The 18444-nt window shown below is 47.6% G+C and carries 16 protein-coding genes; 15 read left to right on the top strand and 1 reads right to left on the bottom strand.

The genetic code is table 11. The annotated features are described in order from the left end of the window. Window positions 1-59: 59 nt before the first annotated feature. A complete protein-coding gene (locus SVI_RS07725; protein WP_041419784.1) occupies window positions 60-752 on the bottom strand; it encodes a TetR/AcrR family transcriptional regulator in 693 nt (230 codons plus the stop codon). Between the two features lie 289 nt (window positions 753-1041). On the opposite strand from SVI_RS07725, the gene SVI_RS07720 reads away from it, so the two are divergent. The 15 genes from SVI_RS07720 (at window position 1042) to SVI_RS07650 (ending at window position 18379) form a co-directional block, all read left to right on the top strand. Beyond that, entirely contained in the window at window positions 1042-1473 is a 432-nt protein-coding gene (locus tag SVI_RS07720) for a CBS domain-containing protein (protein WP_041419783.1), read from the top strand. Window positions 1474-1733: 260 nt separating this feature from the next. Continuing rightward, on the top strand, window positions 1734-2105 hold the full coding sequence (locus SVI_RS07715) for an NADH-quinone oxidoreductase subunit A (RefSeq protein WP_013050922.1): 372 nt from the start codon (window positions 1734-1736) through the stop codon (window positions 2103-2105). A 59-nt stretch (window positions 2106-2164) separates the two neighbouring features. After that, entirely contained in the window at window positions 2165-2761 is a 597-nt protein-coding gene (locus SVI_RS07710; protein WP_172634459.1) for a NuoB/complex I 20 kDa subunit family protein, read from the top strand. A 2-nt stretch (window positions 2762-2763) separates the two neighbouring features. After that, entirely contained in the window at window positions 2764-4554 is a 1791-nt protein-coding gene (nuoC, locus tag SVI_RS07705) for an NADH-quinone oxidoreductase subunit C/D (RefSeq protein WP_013050920.1), read from the top strand. A gap of 7 nt (window positions 4555-4561) precedes the next feature. Further along, complete coding sequence (gene nuoE / locus SVI_RS07700; RefSeq protein WP_231847785.1) at window positions 4562-5296, top strand: NADH-quinone oxidoreductase subunit NuoE; 735 nt, start codon at window positions 4562-4564, stop codon at window positions 5294-5296. Beyond that, window positions 5293-6663 (top strand): NADH-quinone oxidoreductase subunit NuoF, encoded by a 1371-nt coding sequence (gene nuoF / locus SVI_RS07695; protein WP_013050918.1) that lies wholly within the window; start codon window positions 5293-5295, stop codon window positions 6661-6663. The genes nuoE and nuoF overlap by 4 nt, the downstream gene beginning before the upstream one ends. Further along, complete coding sequence (nuoG, locus tag SVI_RS07690; protein ID WP_157608666.1) at window positions 6663-9620, top strand: NADH-quinone oxidoreductase subunit NuoG; 2958 nt, start codon at window positions 6663-6665, stop codon at window positions 9618-9620. Before nuoF ends, nuoG begins: the two co-directional genes overlap by 1 nt. Continuing rightward, window positions 9604-10560 carry an NADH-quinone oxidoreductase subunit NuoH gene (gene nuoH / locus SVI_RS07685; protein WP_013050916.1) on the top strand — a complete coding sequence of 319 codons (957 nt, stop codon included), beginning with the start codon at window positions 9604-9606 and terminating at the stop codon, window positions 10558-10560. Before nuoG ends, nuoH begins: the two co-directional genes overlap by 17 nt. A 14-nt stretch (window positions 10561-10574) precedes the next feature. Next, window positions 10575-11090 carry an NADH-quinone oxidoreductase subunit NuoI gene (nuoI, locus tag SVI_RS07680; RefSeq protein WP_041419781.1) on the top strand — a complete coding sequence of 172 codons (516 nt, stop codon included), beginning with the start codon at window positions 10575-10577 and terminating at the stop codon, window positions 11088-11090. After that, entirely contained in the window at window positions 11087-11971 is an 885-nt protein-coding gene (locus tag SVI_RS07675) for an NADH-quinone oxidoreductase subunit J family protein (RefSeq protein ID WP_013050914.1), read from the top strand. The genes nuoI and SVI_RS07675 overlap by 4 nt, the downstream gene beginning before the upstream one ends. Continuing rightward, the gene (nuoK, locus tag SVI_RS07670) at window positions 11968-12270 is read left to right on the top strand and encodes an NADH-quinone oxidoreductase subunit NuoK (RefSeq protein WP_013050913.1); all 303 of its coding nucleotides are present in this window, start codon (window positions 11968-11970) and stop codon (window positions 12268-12270) included. The genes SVI_RS07675 and nuoK overlap by 4 nt, the downstream gene beginning before the upstream one ends. A 4-nt stretch (window positions 12271-12274) precedes the next feature. Continuing rightward, on the top strand, window positions 12275-14149 hold the full coding sequence (gene nuoL, locus SVI_RS07665; RefSeq protein ID WP_013050912.1) for an NADH-quinone oxidoreductase subunit L: 1875 nt from the start codon (window positions 12275-12277) through the stop codon (window positions 14147-14149). Beyond that, complete coding sequence (locus tag SVI_RS07660) at window positions 14146-15735, top strand: complex I subunit 4 family protein (RefSeq protein WP_041419780.1); 1590 nt, start codon at window positions 14146-14148, stop codon at window positions 15733-15735. The genes nuoL and SVI_RS07660 overlap by 4 nt, the downstream gene beginning before the upstream one ends. Beyond that, the gene (locus tag SVI_RS07655) at window positions 15732-17159 is read left to right on the top strand and encodes an NADH-quinone oxidoreductase subunit N (protein ID WP_041419779.1); all 1428 of its coding nucleotides are present in this window, start codon (window positions 15732-15734) and stop codon (window positions 17157-17159) included. The genes SVI_RS07660 and SVI_RS07655 overlap by 4 nt, the downstream gene beginning before the upstream one ends. A 143-nt stretch (window positions 17160-17302) precedes the next feature. After that, complete coding sequence (locus SVI_RS07650) at window positions 17303-18379, top strand: methyltransferase (RefSeq protein WP_013050909.1); 1077 nt, start codon at window positions 17303-17305, stop codon at window positions 18377-18379. Window positions 18380-18444 lie beyond the last annotated feature (65 nt).

The raw sequence follows: 18444 nt of genomic DNA, 5'->3' as shown, positions 1-18444 counted from the left end.
CGCCACTGACACTCGAATAAAAAACCGGATCTGATATCCGGTTTTTTTATGTCTTCCAGTTACGAAACAATACCTCTGATGATGTTTCGAATCGTCACACTGAATATTTTTTCAAAATCGGGTCCAGGTTCCCCTTTATCATCTCGAACGATAGATTGATATTCCAGCAGCTTAATCAAGCCTATTATTTGGTAAGCATCCGCCAACGAGTTGCTCGAATCCAGCTGCTGGAAAAAACCTTGAACCGTCGACAATAATGACTCATCTAAGCGCTTTATCGCACTGGCAAGTTGTTTATTCCTCAGCGCTTCCTCATGAAAAGCCACCTCCAATATTCGATCGTCTCTGCGAGACACTTGCTCTCGGATATGGGCACTGATAAATAGCGTTAACTTACTCACTAATAACTCTGTATCGTCACTCGCTTTATAATCGCCTTCACCCGCCCCTAGTCTGACACTGCTAAGCTGTTTGAGTAACTCGAAGCTGCGGATTTCTAATTCCTTATTCATCCATAAGGTCTTTTCGGCAAAGTAGGTTAGTGAGTCGCTAATAAGATCTTTGATGTCTTTAAAATAATAGGTCGTAGACGCTAAAGGTACATCGGCTTCTTTCGCCACGGCGCGATGGCGAACCCCACGGATCCCCTCTCTAACGATGAGCCTTAAGGTGGCTTCTAAAATAACCAGGCGCCTCGCCTCGCCATCACTTCGGCTTGTTTGACGTCCCACATAGGTCAACTGATGAGTCATCACGGGTTCCCCTGCTCTCAAGCCAGTTAATTATGCTGGCAAAGCATTAAATAATAGACACTAAGTTTAACATTTTTACTCGTAATAATTTAAGTCACTGGATATTTTGTTTATTCATTTGTTTTATTTCTTTTTGTTTATCAATCTAACAAAACAAAAAATTCCGTCTAATCTTATAACAAGAGAGCATATTTTCAGATGCTTAGGCATATCACTGACTAAGTATTCTCACTTCAACATTAAGTTAACACCACAGACCGGACTACTCAGTTGCATAAAGGAGCGAGCTATGGAGTCGATTAAAATTGCTGACTACATGAATAGACATCCAGTGACATTTACAGCGCATATGCCAATTGCAGAGGCAGTAGAACTCTTCTTGCAGAACCAACAGATTGGTGGACCCGTCATTGATGAAAATAGGAAGGTCATAGGCTTTCTATCCGAGCAAGACTGCTTAATCAAGATGCTCGAAGCCACTTATCTCAACGAAAATCATTGTGATGTGGGAGATGTGATGCATGGCGATCCTCTTACTGTGAAGAAGGAATCTTCTGTACTGGATTTAGCGCAGCAGATGACCCACCACAAACCTAAAATTTATCCCATAGTCGATGAAGAGGAAAAATTAATCGGCGTCATTAATCGCTCAGCGGTATTAAAGGCCATAGACGATCACTTAAGAGCCATGTATGAGCGGGGACATAGCCGATTGGTTTAGCGTTTCATCTGACCCCCTTGGTAAAAAGAGTCTGGATGGCAAGTCGTGCCCCTTAAACTCTTCAATGCTGTCAGCCGTTCCAAGCTTGGGAATACAAGTCACGAATTAGAATAATAACGTTTAAATAACTAATATATTTAACTCTTTTTTAGATTCAACTTTTTGAACTCATTTTTTGGTCTATGCTTTATCACAACTAGGGCATAGCCTATAAAATTAAGTTTTTTTGGGATAAGAAACAAAGGATAAGGCGCTGAGTTATGGTATCTGCGAGTTTTATTTTCTATGTTTTAGCCATAATCACAGTCACCATGACCATGATTATTGTGTCTCATGCCTTAAACCCCAGAGGTCATAAGAGAACCAATGCCTACCCCTACGAATCTGGCATAGTCCCGGTCGGTGATACCAATATTCGCTGGAACGTGAACTATTTCTTAATCGCCATCTCCTTCGTTATTTTCGACATCGAAGCCGTATTTCTCTACCTCTGGTCTCTGGTGGTGGTAGAAACAAGTTGGCCTGGCCTATTCACAGCCAGTTTGTTTATCTTAGCCCTGTTGATTGCCTTGATTTATGAGATCAAACAAGGCGCCTTCGATTGGGGAATTAGCAAAGAGGGGGATTCTTGATGCGATGGCAATTAAGCAAACCTAACCTTGACGACACTCAGTCAATCCCGACCACCTCCATGAGCATGCAGGAGGTCGTAGAGAAAAACCTGTTAGTCACCCGCTTAGAAGACCTAGTCGCCTGGGGAAGGAGTAACTCTTTATGGCCATTTAATTTCGGTTTATCTTGCTGCTACGTCGAGATGGCAACCTCTTTCACTAGTCGTCATGACATAGCCCGCTTTGGCTCAGAAGTCATACGAGCCACGCCAAGAGAGGCCGATCTTATTGTCATATCCGGTACTGTATTTCTTAAAATGGCCCCGGTGATCAAACACCTTTATGATCAGATGTTGGAACCCAAGTGGGTGATCAGCATGGGCTCATGTGCCAATTCAGGCGGCATGTATGATGTTTATAGCGTGGTCCAAGGCGCCGACAAGTTTCTCCCCATAGACCTTTATGTTCCCGGTTGTCCCCCAAGACCCGAAGCCCTGATGTACGGATTAACCTTGCTGCAGGAGGCCATTAAAAATGGCGCCCCAAGACAGAGAAGACCACTCAACCGCGTCATAACCCCACAAGAGATAGAATCTTTTGCCTGCCGTAACCTGCGAGATGAAAAACATGCCTTAAGAATCGCTAGCGATAAACTCACGCCGCCAGACAGGGTATAAAAATGACTATCATGACCAAGGATATGGCAGCAATACCCACTCAGACGCTCAAACTGGGGCTCACATTAACCATGCTCCCTGAACTGGAACATCTTCTGGGAGACAGTGCCATTGAGCAGAGCACGGTGGACAATATTCTCACCCTCTGGATAGATAAACATCAGCTTATTCCCGCCTTAAGCCTGCTCAAATCGCTTCCTGAGCCGTTCAATTTTTTGTTCGACCTCTATGGCGTAGACGAGCGTCTTAGATTAGATAAAGCCCTGCTGCCGGCGAAAGACTTCACCTTGGTATATCAAGTCCTGTCCATAGCAAGAAATCAAGATATTCGCCTTAAGGTCACGCTTGAGGATAATGAACATCAAGCCAGTATCACTTCCATCTGGCCCTCGGCAAACTGGTATGAGCGTGAAGCCTGGGATCTGTTCGGTATCGTTTTCGATGCACACCCTAACCTGCGCCGTATCCTATTACCGCCTACTTATCAAGGTCACCCCCTTCGCAAAGAGTTCCCCTGCCGCGCCACCGAGACTGAGCCATTCACTCTCGATGATGACAAGCTCGCCAGAGAGCAAGATGCCCTGAGATTCAATCCTAAAGAGTGGGGCATGGATGAAAGCAGCGATGATAATGATTATCTGTTTCTCAATCTGGGCCCGAACCATCCCAGCGTACACGGGGTATTTAGAATTGCCCTGCAACTCGATGGCGAGCAGATTATAAATTCGGTACCCGATATCGGTTACCACCATAGAGGCGCCGAAAAGATAGCGGAGCGCCAGACCTGGCATGGCTTTATTCCCTACACCGACAGAATTGACTATTTAGGTGGGGTGATGAACAACTTCCCCTATATCTTGGCCATAGAACAATTAGCCGATATTCAAGTATCCAAGCGAGTCGAGTGTATCCGGGTCATGCTGGCCGAGTGTTTTCGCATCTTGAGCCATATGTTGTTCTTCGGCACGTTTGCCCAAGATGTCGGCCAGCTGTCACCCATCTTTTACCTGTTTATCGATAGAGAAAAACTGTTCAGCATCATAGAGGCCATCACAGGTGCTCGCATGCACCCAAGCTGGTTTAGGATTGGTGGTGTGGCTCAAGACCTGCCCCAAGGCTGGCATATCATGATGCAAGAGTTCGTCGATTACTTCCCGGCAAAACTCGATGAATACGAAGTCATGGTGATGCAAAACAGCATACTCAAAAATCGCGCCGTGGGTATAGGCAAGTATGACACCCAGCAAGCCCTCGAATGGAACATATCCGGCGTGGGCATAAGAGCCACGGGTCTCGAGTGGGACCTTAGAAAATCCCGCCCCTACTCAGGTTATGAAAACTATCAGTTCGACATTCCGACGGCTCACAATGGCGATGCCTATGACAGATGTCAGCTCAGGGTCGATGAGATGAGACAAAGCATAAACATCATTCAACAATGCATAGATAATATGCCACAGGGGAATTATAAGGCAGACCATCCGCTAACCACTCCACCAAGAAGCGACAGGAGCAAGCAAGATATCGAAACCCTGATCCAACACTTTATGAATGTAAGTTGGGGGGGAGTGATGCCCAAAGGTGAGTCAAGCTTTGCCGTTGAAGCCACTAAAGGCATCAACGCTTATACCCTGATATCGGACGGTACTAGCTCCAGCTATCGAACTCGGATCCGCACCCCATCTTTCCCCCATTTGCAGATGATCCCGACCCTGGCAAAGGGGTTAATGGTGGCCGACTTGATAGTGATCTTAGCCAGTATCGATTTTGTTATGGCCGACGTGGATAGGTAGGGCTGATATGACACGGAGCTATGAGCAGCTATTAAGGATATCTATTCAGGAAGTCATGTCCGGTGATCTGCCCTCAAGCGGCGATGCTTCAACCGATGAGCAGGCAGACAATCACACCCAAGCTACATATACGGCACCAGATAATAGCCATACTCAAAATGTGCTTCCAGTTCAAAGCACACGGACAGAATCCGCGTCCCCCAGCTCAGAGACTTCAAATGCGCTAGCCAAGATTACAAACAGGCAAGCTGTCGATAACTCACCCCAACTGAGTCCATGTGAAATAAAGCAGCTCGATAAGCTGCTGGCATCGGCCCCATATCCGGCAGCGGTCTCCATCGATGCACTCAAGGTGATTCAACAACAAAGAGGCTGGGTGAGCGACACCAGTTTATCTCTGCTGTCTGCTTATATTCAGGTGTCTGTTGCTGAGCTGGATTCTGTCGCCACCTTCTACAACCTGATATTCAGACAAGCCGTTGGTGAGGTAGTGCTTCACCCCTGTGATGGGATCAGTTGCGACTTGATGGGCGGGGTCGAGGTACGCGCAGCCATTAGCCAGAAGTTACATATTAACCCCGGCGAAACCACGCCGGATAACCGCTTCACCCTCATTCCTCTTCCTTGCCTGGGGGCATGTGATAAAGCCCCGGTAATGATAGCGTCAAAACACGTTTACCCACATCTAACCCTGAATAAAATAGCCCAGTTAATCGATGAACTTGATGGAGATAAAAAATGACCTCTCCTCTCAATCCCTTGACTCGCTTCATTACCGATAAAGCTAATTGCTGGCAACTGTCTGAGTATTTAAGCCATGGCGGATACGATGGATTAACCCGGGCTATGAAGATGAGTTCAGATGAACTGCTGGACACCATCAAACAATCAAACCTGAGGGGACGCGGTGGAGCTGGCTTTCCAACCGGACTCAAATGGAGCTTTGTCCCTCGCGGAGCTGATGCTCCTAAAGAAAAATACTTAATCGTCAACGCCGATGAGATGGAGCCTGGTGCATTTAAAGACCGCTGGCTGCTGGAGCAAACCCCACACCAGATCATCGAAGGCCTGCTCATTGGCGGCTTAACCTTAGGTGCGACTCAAGGCTACATCTTCCTTCGAGGAGACTACTATCTGGCCGAGGAGAGGCTGTTACAGGCGATAGAGGAATGCAAGCAACACCAGTTACTCGGCCGGGACATCTTAGGGCGAGGCATTCAAGGACAAGCCTTTAACTTCGAGATACATATCCATTCCAGTGCCGGGCGTTATATTTGCGGCGAGGAAACCGCACTGATCAACGCCATGGAGGGCAAGCGTGCGACACCAAGGGCTAAGCCCCCCTTCCCTCAAGTTGCCGGACTTTGGGGAAAACCTACCATAGTCAACAATGTTGAGACCTTCTGTAACCTGCCCCACATCATCAATTTCGGCAGCGACTGGTTTAAAGCCCTCGGCAAGGGACAAGATGCTGGTACTAAAATTTTCGGTGTCAGCGGCAGAGTAAAACGTCCCGGACTGTGGGAGCTTCCCATGGGCACATCCATCAGAGAGATCATCGAGCACCATGCGGGCGGCATGTGCGATGGTTATCGGCTCAAGGGTTTTCTTCCCGGCGGCGGCTCCACAGATTTCCTCCTCGAAGAACACTTAGACGCCCGCATGGATTATGACGAAATTGGCAAGTTAGGTAGCCGCATGGGCACAGGAACCATCATCATCTTGGACGATCAATATTGCCCCATATCTATGGTGCTCAATCTGGTGCGCTTTTTCGCTCAGGAATCTTGTGGCTGGTGCACACCTTGCAGAGAGGGGCTGCCCTGGGCTGTTTCCTTACTCGAAAAAATTGAAAGAGGAGAAGGTGAACTCAAAGATATTGAACAGCTAGAAAATCTGTGCGACTTCGCCGCCCCGGGCAACACCTTTTGTGCACTTGCCCCTGGCGCGGTGGAGCCACTCCAGAGCGCCCTTAAATTTTTCAGACAAGATTTTGAGGCACATATCAATCATCAATGCTGCCCCTATCATGACGAGCTAGCCCCAAAGCAGACTGCCACAACAGAGACACACAGCAGGATAAATGCCAACCGAGTCGAGGGGACGTGATGAATACCCTCAACACTGAGACAGACATGGTCAGCATCACCATAGATAACCAGGCCTACCGAGTCTCGCCAAATGAAAACCTGCTGCAAACCTGCCTGACACTTGGGTTAGATCTGCCCTATTTCTGTTGGCATTCGGAGCTGGGCTCAGTGGGCGCCTGTAGACAATGCGCGGTAAAGCAGTATCAAAATGATGAGGACAAGGTTGGCCGCTTGGTTATGGCGTGTATGACTCCAGTATGTGATGGCATGGTCATCTCTATGCAAGATACTCAATCGACACAATTTAGACAGACCAATATCGAAGCCATCATGACCCAGCACCCCCACGACTGCCCTGTGTGTGAAGAGGGGGGCAATTGTCATTTGCAGGATATGACCGCCATCAGCGGCCATATCAACCGACGTTACACAGGCAAGAAACGCACCCATCTGAATCAATATTTAGGTCCCATGCTCAATCACGAGATGAACCGTTGTATCGGATGCTATCGCTGTGTCCGCTTCTATCGGGACTACTGTGGTGGGGACGACTTCAATGTGTTTGGCTCGAAAAGCCATCTCTATTTTGGCCGGGCTACACACGGCGCCCTTGAAAATAGCTTTTCAGGTAACTTGGCCGAGGTCTGCCCGACCGGGGTGTTTACCGATAAACCATTTTCCGAACACTACATACGTAAATGGGATCTACAAACCGCCCCAACGGTCTGCCCCCACTGCAGCCTAGGCTGCAACATCACCGTGAGTGAGAGAGAACGCAAGGTTCGCAGAATAACTAACCGCAGGCATGATGAGATTAACGGCCACTTTCTGTGCAATCTTGGCTTGTTTGGCTATGAACATGTCAATCACAGTGAGCGTCTCGATGCTCCCTTGCTGCGTAATAACGCCAATAAAAATTCCGTTATCCTTACCAGTAATGCTGCCAAGCAGCATCTAGCCAAGCTCCTCTGTCCAGCGGACAAGGATAACCAAGGAGGCTATCTAAGCCAAGCAACAGGAAAGTACATTGCCATAGGCTCCGCCAGAACACAGATAGAAAATAATGCCGCGCTGATGAAACTTGTGGGTCAGGATAATTTTTATCTGGGCGTACCAGACCAACAAGTCCAGATGCTGCACATGCTATGCAGTGCCTATCAGAGCAATCGAGTCAGTCCATTCTCCATCAAACAAGCTCAGGCTAGCGACGCCGTTCTGATAATCGATGAAGACATTAGCCACACGGCGCCCAGACTCGCACTCGCCATCAGGCAGATGAGCCGTAACCTAGGGATAAACAATGCCGCGAAACTGGGCGTCCCCTATTGGCAAGATGGCCCGGTGAGGAATATAGCGCAAACCAGCCGCTCACCTTTAGCGATTATCGCCAGTGACACCTGTCAATTGTCCAATTTGGCTACTGAGGAAGTCATCATTGCCCCCCATGAGCAAATGCTCTTGCTCCAAGAGATACAGGATCTGCTGGCGCACAAGCTTGAAGAAACGCAGAGCCTTGACGAAGCAAAGAGCCTTGATACATCCAATCCCCCCACCGACTCAACATCAGACTTAGATAGCGAGAATTCAAACTCATATCCAGTCTCGGCCCAGCGAATCGTCGACGCCCTGTTAACAGCCGACACTCCCATGGTGATCAGCGGCCTTCAGAGTCAAGATCCGGCTCTGTTGAGTGTTAGCCTTAACATTGCAAGTTTACTCAAACGGCTTAAGCCCCATGCTGGTTTTTATGGGGTGACCAAGCAGGTAAACGATCTTCATTTTGGCCTGCTCATCAAGGATGAGACTGGAGAGACGAATTATCAGGGTATCGACTCTTTTATCACCAGAGTCATGGGCCAAGAGGGAGAAGACTCAATGCATAACGCCCCCGATACCTTGATTATTTTAGAAACAGATCTCTATCGCTATATGGAGGCTGAGCAACTAGAAGCCGTATTGGATGCGATAGAAAATATTATCGTCATAGATCAAATGCTAACCCCAACCGCTCAGATGGCAGATCTGATATTGCCAAGCGGCTCTTTTGCCGAATCCCAAGGTTGTTACCTCAGCTCAGAAGGAAGATTACAGCATGGGTTTGCTACCATAGCTGGGCTTAATCAACGCATGATGCCCTGGGTCTGGCTCGCTGAACTAACAGATTTATCCACTCCGGCAGACTGCCATCATTGGTTATCTCAGCATTTCCCCATACTGGCCCCCATAGAGACATTTTCTGAGCTCGCCCATATCAATCTAGGCTCCCAGTTCCGTATCGCCGGCCAACCAAAACGTGCCAGTGCCAGAACCGCGATACACGCCGTTCGTGATGTCAAAGAGCAGATGCCCATATCGGCTTCAGGCACTCCTTTTGTTCAATCTATGGAAGGAGTCGAGGGGTTTCGTCAGAGTCAGGTACAGATGATCACAGTCTTGCCCGCTAATGCCTGGTCACCTAAATGGAACTCAGATCAAGGCGCCAATCGTTTCGGCAATAGCAGCAATAAGAGTCAGTCACCCTGGACCTTGGGGATCAAGATTTTCTCTCAAGTATCCCCATCGAGCGAGCCTGCTTACCCAGACGTTCTTCAAACTGAGCAAAAAAACGGGCAGCAAACTAATGTGAGTCGACAGGAAACCAATAGCTCAGAGCCAACAAGTGCCAGCATCCGCTTAATGCCTTCGGCAAACCTATATGCCGATTTTGAGCTGGCTAGCTATTCATCACCAATACACTCCATGAGCCCTGAACCTTGCCTAAAAATCCACCCAGTCCTTGCCGCCTCGTTGAAACTAACCGAAGGAGAGCAAGTCCAGCTCCAAGGTGAACATGGCGCCGCCCGGCTTATGTGTACATTCGATAAAAATATGTCTCCCGATGTCGCATTAGTACCCAACCTGATATTCACCTTGCTGGGGCAGCGAGCCAAGATAATCTCACTCAAGGAAATGGGGGATCATGATGACGCTCTATGAGGTATTACTGGTGCCCACCAGCGTTTTGCTGCTATTGCTGCTGTCCGCTGCCTGGTCTACCTGGCTCGAGAGACGATTACTCGCTGTCTGGCAAGATAGACTGGGGCCGAACCGGGTAGGTCCTATGGGACTATTGCAAGTGGTTGCCGACATGATAAAAATCTTCACCAAGGAAGATTGGGTCCCCCCCTTCGCCGATAAGGCCCTGTTCGTTATCGCGCCGATGATCTTGATGATAATGACCTTGCTCGGGTTCGCCATCATACCTTTCTCCCCCGATATTCAGATAGCCAATTTCGATAATGCCTTGCTGTTTATCCTGGCGCTGAGTTCACTGTCGGTTTACAGCATTATGCTCGCTGGTTTCTCCTCCAACAGTAAATATGCCCTATTGGGCGCGATGCGAACCGCGGCGCAGATGCTTTCTTATGAGGTGTTTATGGGGCTGGCTCTGATGGGAGTCGTCATCATCACAGGCAGCTTTAGCCTCAACGATATAGTGGCCGCTCAGGAAAACCACTGGTTTATTCTCAGTCAGCCCCTAGGTTTTATGCTGTTTCTTATCGCGGGCGTGGCGGAGAGTCACCGTGCTCCCTTCGATCTTCCCGAGGCCGAAACTGAGATAGTGGCAGGATTTCATACCGAGTATTCCAGCATGAAATTTGGCATGTTCTTCATTGGTGAGTATCTGGGCGTCATCTTTGTCTCGGCGCTCATAACCACTCTCTATTTTGGTGGCTGGCAAGGGCCTGTGCTGCCACCTATTATCTGGTTCCTGCTAAAAACAGGATTCTTTGTGGTGTTCTTTATTCTACTGAGAGCCGCCATACCTAGGCCCAGATACGATCAACTGATGCGACTGGGCTGGACGGTATTATTGCCGCTTACTTTACTCAACCTCTTGTTAACCGCCCTATGGCAGTTAACATTTGGTTTCTAACGGGAGAGTGGATCATGCTTAGCCAGATAAGAACCTTGATAGCCATCTTGAAACATACCTTCACCCCCGCCTATACGGTCCAGTATCCGGAGCAAAAACCTTACCTATCTCCCAGATATCGAGGCCGGATAGTGCTGACACGAGATCCCGATGGCGAGGAACGTTGCGTCGCATGTAATCTCTGCTCTGTCGCCTGTCCCGTCGATTGTATCTCGGTAGAGAAAACCGAGAAACCCGATGGTCGTTGGGAGGCTAAGACCTTCACCATCAACTTTTCCCGCTGCATCATGTGCGGCTTCTGCGAAGAAGCCTGTCCGACCCACGCGATTCAACTCACGCCTGATTTTGAGATGGCGGAATACGACAGGCAGAATCTGGTCTACGAGAAGCATCACCTGTTGATTTCTGGCCCGGGAAAGTATCACGAATATAATTTCTATAAGGTCAGTGGTAAGGCGATAACGGGCAAGGCTAAAGGTGAGGCCATCGACGAGCAAGCTCCCATCAATGTCAGGAGTCTGTTGCCATGATTGACATTATATTTTGCATCACAGCTGCCGTCGCCATCATATCGGCGCTTCTCACCGTTAGCGCCCATAACGTGGTGCATGCTTTGCTGTACCTGGTCACTATGATGTTGGCCATCGCGCTAATTTTCTTCCTGCTGGGCTCACCTTTTGCCGCTGCACTACAGATAATTGTCTATGCAGGCGCCGTCATGGTGCTGTTCGTATTTGTCACCATGATGCTCCACCAAGGTGAGCGCAGTTTGGTAGCAGAGCGGCAACTGTTTAATCCTAAGGTGGCTAAAGGTCCCCTGATATTATCAATGCTCTTGGTCATAGAACTCACCATGATATCCCTAGGCTCGGTTGGCCTACATCAAGAAATACTCACTAGTCCATTACCTGTGGAACAGACGGTGAAACAGCTGGCCATCCAGCTCTTCGGCTCCTATCGAGTCCTGGTCGTGTTAGCTGCCATTATGCTGCTCACCGCGCTCGTCAGCGCCATCCATATCACCAAGCAAGGCAATAAGTCCCATTCAAAATCATCAAGTTCTACCGAATTCACCCCAGATGTCAGTGTCAACTACATCACCAAGCAAGGCAGCATCCCACATTCAGCCACGGATACTGAAGCTAAGCCAATACACAAGTCAGGTTCAACCAAGGACCCTGATACTACAGCTGAACTAGCACACGGCTCAGATTCTATTGACTTGACTGCAGACGTCAGTGTCAACTACATAACCCAGCAAGCCAGCATACCGCATTCACCGTCAACCCAGACCCAGACCCAGGATACCGAAGCTGAGCAGGCACTCAACTTAAATAATACCGAATTGACCCCGAATGAGATTGAACCCAGCCTGTCACTAACTAGCAAAGGCGGGGGTGGGCACAGATGATAGAAATCACTTGGATACTGGTATTAAGTGGCGTGCTGTTCGCTATCGGTCTATTTGGCTTACTGAGTCGCCGAAATTTACTTTTTATGCTGATCTCCCTAGAAATTATGCTCAATGGCGTCGCCCTGATATTTGTTGCCGCCTCAAGTCTCCATGGCAATGTCGATGGGCAAGTCATGTATCTATTCATACTGACTCTGGCCGCCTGTGAAGTCGCTGTTGGCCTGGCTTTGGTTATTCATATTTATCGGCAACAGCAAGATCTTGATGTCGATAAACTCACTAAGCTGAAGGGGTAAATTGATGAATAATCTCTTGATGGCCATTCCTTTGCTTCCCCTTTGCAGCGCAGTAATATTAATTTTATGTCAGCCCAATGAGCGGTGGACAAGAATACTAGGGGTTAGCTCTGTAAGCCTGGCAGGTCTGTTAGCCCTTATACTCAATGTACAAGTCTGGAATGAAGATCTGTTTATCATTCAGGCTTCCTTGGGTGAGTGGCTGAGTATTGGCTCTTCTGTATTAGCATCTTCGGAGTTAGCCTCTCAAAGTACAGCTTCACTAAACTTGAGCTTTGGCCTATATCTAGACCCTCTATCTCTGGTGATGATAACCATCATCTGCTGTATCGGCGCCCTGATCCATATCTACTCGGCAAGTTATATGATCCAAGATGCCGACCAATGCCGCTTCTTCGCTTACTTAAATCTGTTTGTGTCTTCCATGCTAATTCTGGTGCTTGCCGATAATCTGGTGCTCCTCTATCTAGGATGGGAAGGCGTGGGCCTATGTAGCTATCTTTTGATCGGCTTTTGGTATCAAAAAACTGACAATAACAAAGCCGCCAACAAGGCTTTTATCATCACTCGCATTGGCGACACCGCCATGTTAATCGGAATTATATTGCTGTTTTATCAGTTTGATACCGTCAACATTCAACAGATACAGCAGCAATCTCAAACATTTCTACTCGCTAATATCCCGGGTGAAAACCCGTTAATTGTACTTTCTTGCCTACTCTTATTTGCCGGAGCCGCAGGAAAGTCGGCGCAGATGCCACTACACTCCTGGTTACCCGATGCCATGGCGGGCCCAACACCTGTCAGTGCGCTCATTCACGCGGCAACTATGGTGACCGCCGGCATATACTTGATCGCAAGAAATGATGCCCTATACCAACTCGCCCCTCAGGTATTGATGTTTATCGCCGTTATTGGGGTATTGACCCTACTGCTTGGCGCGACTTCGGCACTGTTTCAAACGGATCTTAAACGTATATTGGCTTACTCAACCATCAGTCAACTTGGCTATATGTTTTTAGCCTTAGGCGTAGGCGCCGCATCTACGGCAATCTTTCATCTGATGACCCATGCATTTTTCAAGGCCCTACTGTTTCTCAGTGCCGGAGCCTTGATCTATTGCATGAACCATGAGCAAAACATAATGAAGATGGGCGGCTTGAGTAAGAAGCTGCCTTTACTGACCCTGAGCTTTGCCATAGGTTGCGCCGCCCTGGCCTCTTTGCCCATGACATCAGGATTCTTCAGCAAGGAGTTAATTCTAGAACAGGTGGCATTGGCAGATCAGCCACTCCTTTGGTGGGGAGCCCTGATAGGCGCATTATTTACCTCGCTATACAGTGCCAAGTTGTTCTTTATTATTTTCATGGGAAAGCTTGGTCATGGGCCTAGCCATAAAACCCCGGCGGTGATGGGGGTTGTCCTTATTGTCTTGATGATTCTAGCTTTATTCGGCGGCATTCAGCCACAAGGGGTCTTACACCAGTTTGGCGAATTAACCCTTGACTCATCTTCAAGCCTGACGCCTCTGGAACATGGGTTACCTATCCTAGTACCGTTAATCGGTGTGATCTTAGCCTGGTTTCTATTTGGTCAAACAAGAGGGGACAAACCCGTTAATAGAGTAGGTTTAGGCCGTTTTATAGGTTCAGGCTGGGGCTTTGATACCTTGCTTGCCAGTGTATTTATCACACCTTTTAAAAAACTCACTTACCTCAATCGCCATGACATTATCGATGCTAGTTTTCGAGCCTTAGAGACCATTAGCTATCGACTCCACCTGATGTTCAATCGGCTGCAGACAGGGCAACTTAGGAGTTACAGCGCCAGTCTGATTTTATTCAGCATCTTAGCGATCGCTTGGGGAGTCATAAGATGACGTTATCTTTGTTAATCTTAATACTACTCCTGGGCGGACTGCTTGCCTGGTACAGTCAGGCCTTTAATCCACACTTGCCGCGCAGAATATCTCTGTTGACACTCGTTGCCAGCTTAGTCTATTTAGGGGGGCTGACATTAACCCGTCCACTTGCCCTAAGCAGTCAGTGGCTTTTCGATGAGCGCCATGTCTGGATTGACAGGCTTAACATTACGGCTCACTTTTCCATGGATGGATTAAGCCTTGTTTTGATATTACTGACCTTATTGATGGGGATCGTCGCCCTCTCTTCGGCCTGGAGTGAGATTGAAAAACATCAGGGATTTTTCTACTTCAATTTTCTCTGGACCTTAGCCGGGATCATAGGCGTTTTTCTGGCGATGGATCTGCTGCTCTTCTTCGTTTTCTGGGAGGTCATGTTGGTTCCCATGTATTTTCTTATTGCCATATGGGGACATGAAAACCGTCGATATGCCGCGCTGAAATTTTTCTTGTTTACCCAGGCCGGCGGCTTATTGATGCTCATGAGCATCATAGCCCTAGTGGTATTTCATTATCAGCAAACAGGCCTTTTAAGCTTCAACTACCATGTGCTCATTCTCACGCCCATCACTTCCCCGATGACCATCTGGATCTGTTTAGGTTTTATTATCGCTTTTCTGGTCAAGCTGCCCGCCTTTCCTTTGCACCCCTGGTTACCCGATGCCCACACCCAAGCCCCCACTCCGGCGAGTATTATATTGGCGGCAATACTTTTAAAGACAGGTGGTTACGGCATCATACGATTCGTACTCCCCCTGTTTCCCGACGCGGTGCAGTTTTGGTCGCCACTTATGATGAGCCTAGCCGTTTTGAGCATCATCTACGGCGCCTTGATGGCTTTTTCTCAACATGACTTGAAACGCATCGTGGCCTATTCGAGTGTGAGCCATATGGGCTTCGTACTCTTAGGTTGCTTTAGCCTCAACATAATTGCACTTCAGGGCGCCGTGATGCAGATGCTCGCCCATGGTCTAAGCAGCGCAGCGCTGTTTATGATAGTCGGCCTGATACAACAAAGATTTAATAGCCGAGACCTGCATCAATTTGCTGGCTTATGGCGCTATTTACCACAACTGAGCGCCATGGGGCTCTTCTTCGCCATCGCATCGCTAGGCATGCCGGGCCTGGGCAATTTTATCGGGGAGTTTCTCGTACTGGTCGGCGCGTTAGACCAGCACGCTAGCTTTACCGCTCTAGCCTCCTTGGGTTTGATACTTGGCGCAGTGTATTCCCTGCGCATGATTCAAAAGAGTTTCTTTGGACCTTTTAGCTCAGCAAACTTAAGGCCGCAGAATTTAGCCACCGAGACAGCCCCTACAAATGACACAGAAGATCAAGCAAGCCTTCCAGTGGCTGAACACCCAAAAGCACCAGGCCCCTTAAGCCCCTATCCAGATCTTAGCCTGAAGGAGAAATGGACGCTCATGTCGATTGCAGCAGGCTTGATACTCTTAGGCCTACACCCTCAACCACTATTGGACATGCTAGAGCAGCCATTAACCCAAGTGCTCGCGCTATACGCCATAACAGGAAGTGCATTATGAGTATTCACTACCTTCCGGCCAGCATATTGTTGAGCACCATTTTGATCTTGCTACTGAGTATTTCCTTAAAACGCTCGCACCTGCATGCTTTTTTGATCACTGGAGTGGGGGTAATTGGCGCCGCTCTGGCTCAAATCTCCTTGATTGACGCCCCAGTCATGTCTGAGCTGCTATTTATTTTCACTCCGGTCAACGCCTTCATTTCAGCTGGGTTATTAGTCATCTTAGTCTTTCTCTGGTCCCAGCTTTATCATTGGCTAGATAAGTCAGATAACACCTATGAAGAGTATTACCTGCTGTTATTAACCGCCAGTCTGGGCGCAGTGTCCATGATTTTCAGTCAGCATTTCGCCAGTTTTTTCCTGGCCTTAGAGCTAATGGGCCTCTCTTTCGTCGGGCTTATCGCTTATTCAAATAACAATCCTAATAGTCAGGAAGCTGGCATAAAATACCTGGTGCTATCGGCCGGGGCTTCGGCCTTGATACTCATGGGAGTCGCGCTCATCTATCTGCAAACGGGCAGCCTGACATTCGATTCAGTGTCGACAAGCAAGATGCTATATCTAGTGAGTTCACCACTGAATTTAACCACTACTGGGATGATTTTTATTCTTATAGGCCTTTGCTTCAAACTGTCTCTGGTACCTTGTCATCTGTGGGTGGCTGACATTTTTGAAGGAGCCCCCCTGCCTACTACGGCACTATTGGCTATTGTGTCAAAATTGGCAGCTTTTATCGTGTTATGGAGAATGTTCAGTTATGGTAACTGGCATACAAATAGCACAATTTTAGACGTCATTGCCCTAGTTGCAGTCGCATCTATGCTCATGGGTAATTTGTTAGCACTCCAACAAGATAGACTGCTACGAATATTAGCCTTCTCCTCTATCGCTCATTTTGGTTACTTGCTGATTATTTTGTTATTACTCGAGAGTAATAACAGCCTACTCGATGATATAAGCTTTAATCTCGAAGCGATGATTTTTTATCTACTCGCCTATATGATCACCTTAACTGGCACCTTCTCAGTGTTAATGCAGCTGGAAAAAAACACCTCAATCAGCCAATTAAGCGGCCTTTTCTGGCGGCAACCTCTGCAGGCAACATGTTTAAGTGCACTTATGCTATCTTTAGCCGGGATACCATTAACGATAGGGTTTATGGGCAAGTTTTATCTTGTCACTGCCGCAATCTCCGGTCAGCTTTGGTGGCCAATAGGTTTCTTGGTGATTGCCAGTGTGATCGGCCTGTACTTCTACCTGAGGATCATCATGGTCATGCTAGGTAAGGCCAAAAGCTCCTCACTCCCATATAAACTCCCCATGAGAGACAGACTCACATCTTGGTTAATCATAGTGACAGTGATCGGTATGGGTACTTTTCCAAGTGTATTTTCCGACATGCTCGAGGCGGTAACCCACTGATAGACGTTATTATCGACAAGTACCGACTTCATCACAAGTTAATGTAAAAGTACAAATATACTCGGATAAATCATACTGTTATTTTCTTCCAGCATGATAGAGTGAATTGCGATTTTACTTATATAACCGAGTCTACATTTACTATGCCTTTCTATCAGTCTCCACAGGATATCAGTGCTTTCGATGCAAAATTTGAAGCGCAAAAAATTGCTTTCGCCCCTATCAGTTTTCAGGTAGCACGCTGTTTACTCAAATTTGGCATATTAGAGCAGATAGATGCCTCGGGTAAATCTGGCTGTTTACTCGAAGATATTCAACAGAGCACCCAGCTCTCTGAATATGCCGTGAGTGTATTACTGGATATGGGCCTGAGTATGAGGCTCGTTTGGCAAAGCGACACTCATTATCGACTCGATAAGATAGGTTACTTCCTTTTACACGATGATATGGCCAAGGTTAACCTGAATTTTGTCCATGATGTCTGCTACCAAGGTGTATACGAGTTAGAGGCATCACTCGTCGAGGGCAAGCCAAAGGGGCTAAAAGTATTCGGTGATTGGGAGACTATCTATCCAAGTCTTAGTGAATTACCCGAGCAAGTAAAACAGAGTTGGTTCGAATTCGATCACTACTATTCAGATCATGCTTTTGGCCCATTACTGCCCTTAATATTTAAAAACCAGCCTAAACATATTGTCGATGTTGGCGGTAATACCGGTAAATGGGCCTTGGCATGTACTGGTTATGATAGCGAGGTTAACATCACCATCATGGATCTCCCTGGCCAGCTTGCGGTCGCCTTAAAAAATGCTGAGGATAAAGGTGTAGCCAATCGGGTCAAAGGGTTCGAATGCAATCTTTTAAATGAATCACAAGCTTTCTGCCGTGAAGGCGACCTTTATTGGATGAGCCAATTTTTAGATTGCTTCTCCAAACCACAAATTTTAAGCATTCTAAAACGTACCGCTCAGAGTATGACAATGGCAAGTGAGCTGTGTATCTTAGAGACTTATTGGGACAGGCAGCCATTCGAGGCTGGCGCATATTGTGTCAATGCCACCTCTATCTACTTCACCGCTATGGCTAATGGTGACAGTAGAATGTATCACTCAAAAGATATGCTGAGCCTTATCTCCCAAGCCGGACTATATGTCGATGAGGATATCGACGACATTGGGCTAGGGCATACCTTGTTACGTTGTAAACTCAAACCAAGCTAGTATGTAACCTATATAAGTCAGAGAACATGGATTCAATTAAATTGAATCCATGAATCATTAGAATC

It is taken from the genome of Shewanella violacea DSS12 (assembly GCF_000091325.1).
Taxonomy (GTDB): Bacteria; Pseudomonadota; Gammaproteobacteria; order Enterobacterales; family Shewanellaceae; genus Shewanella; species Shewanella violacea.
This window is presented reverse-complemented; position numbering and strand designations above follow the sequence as displayed.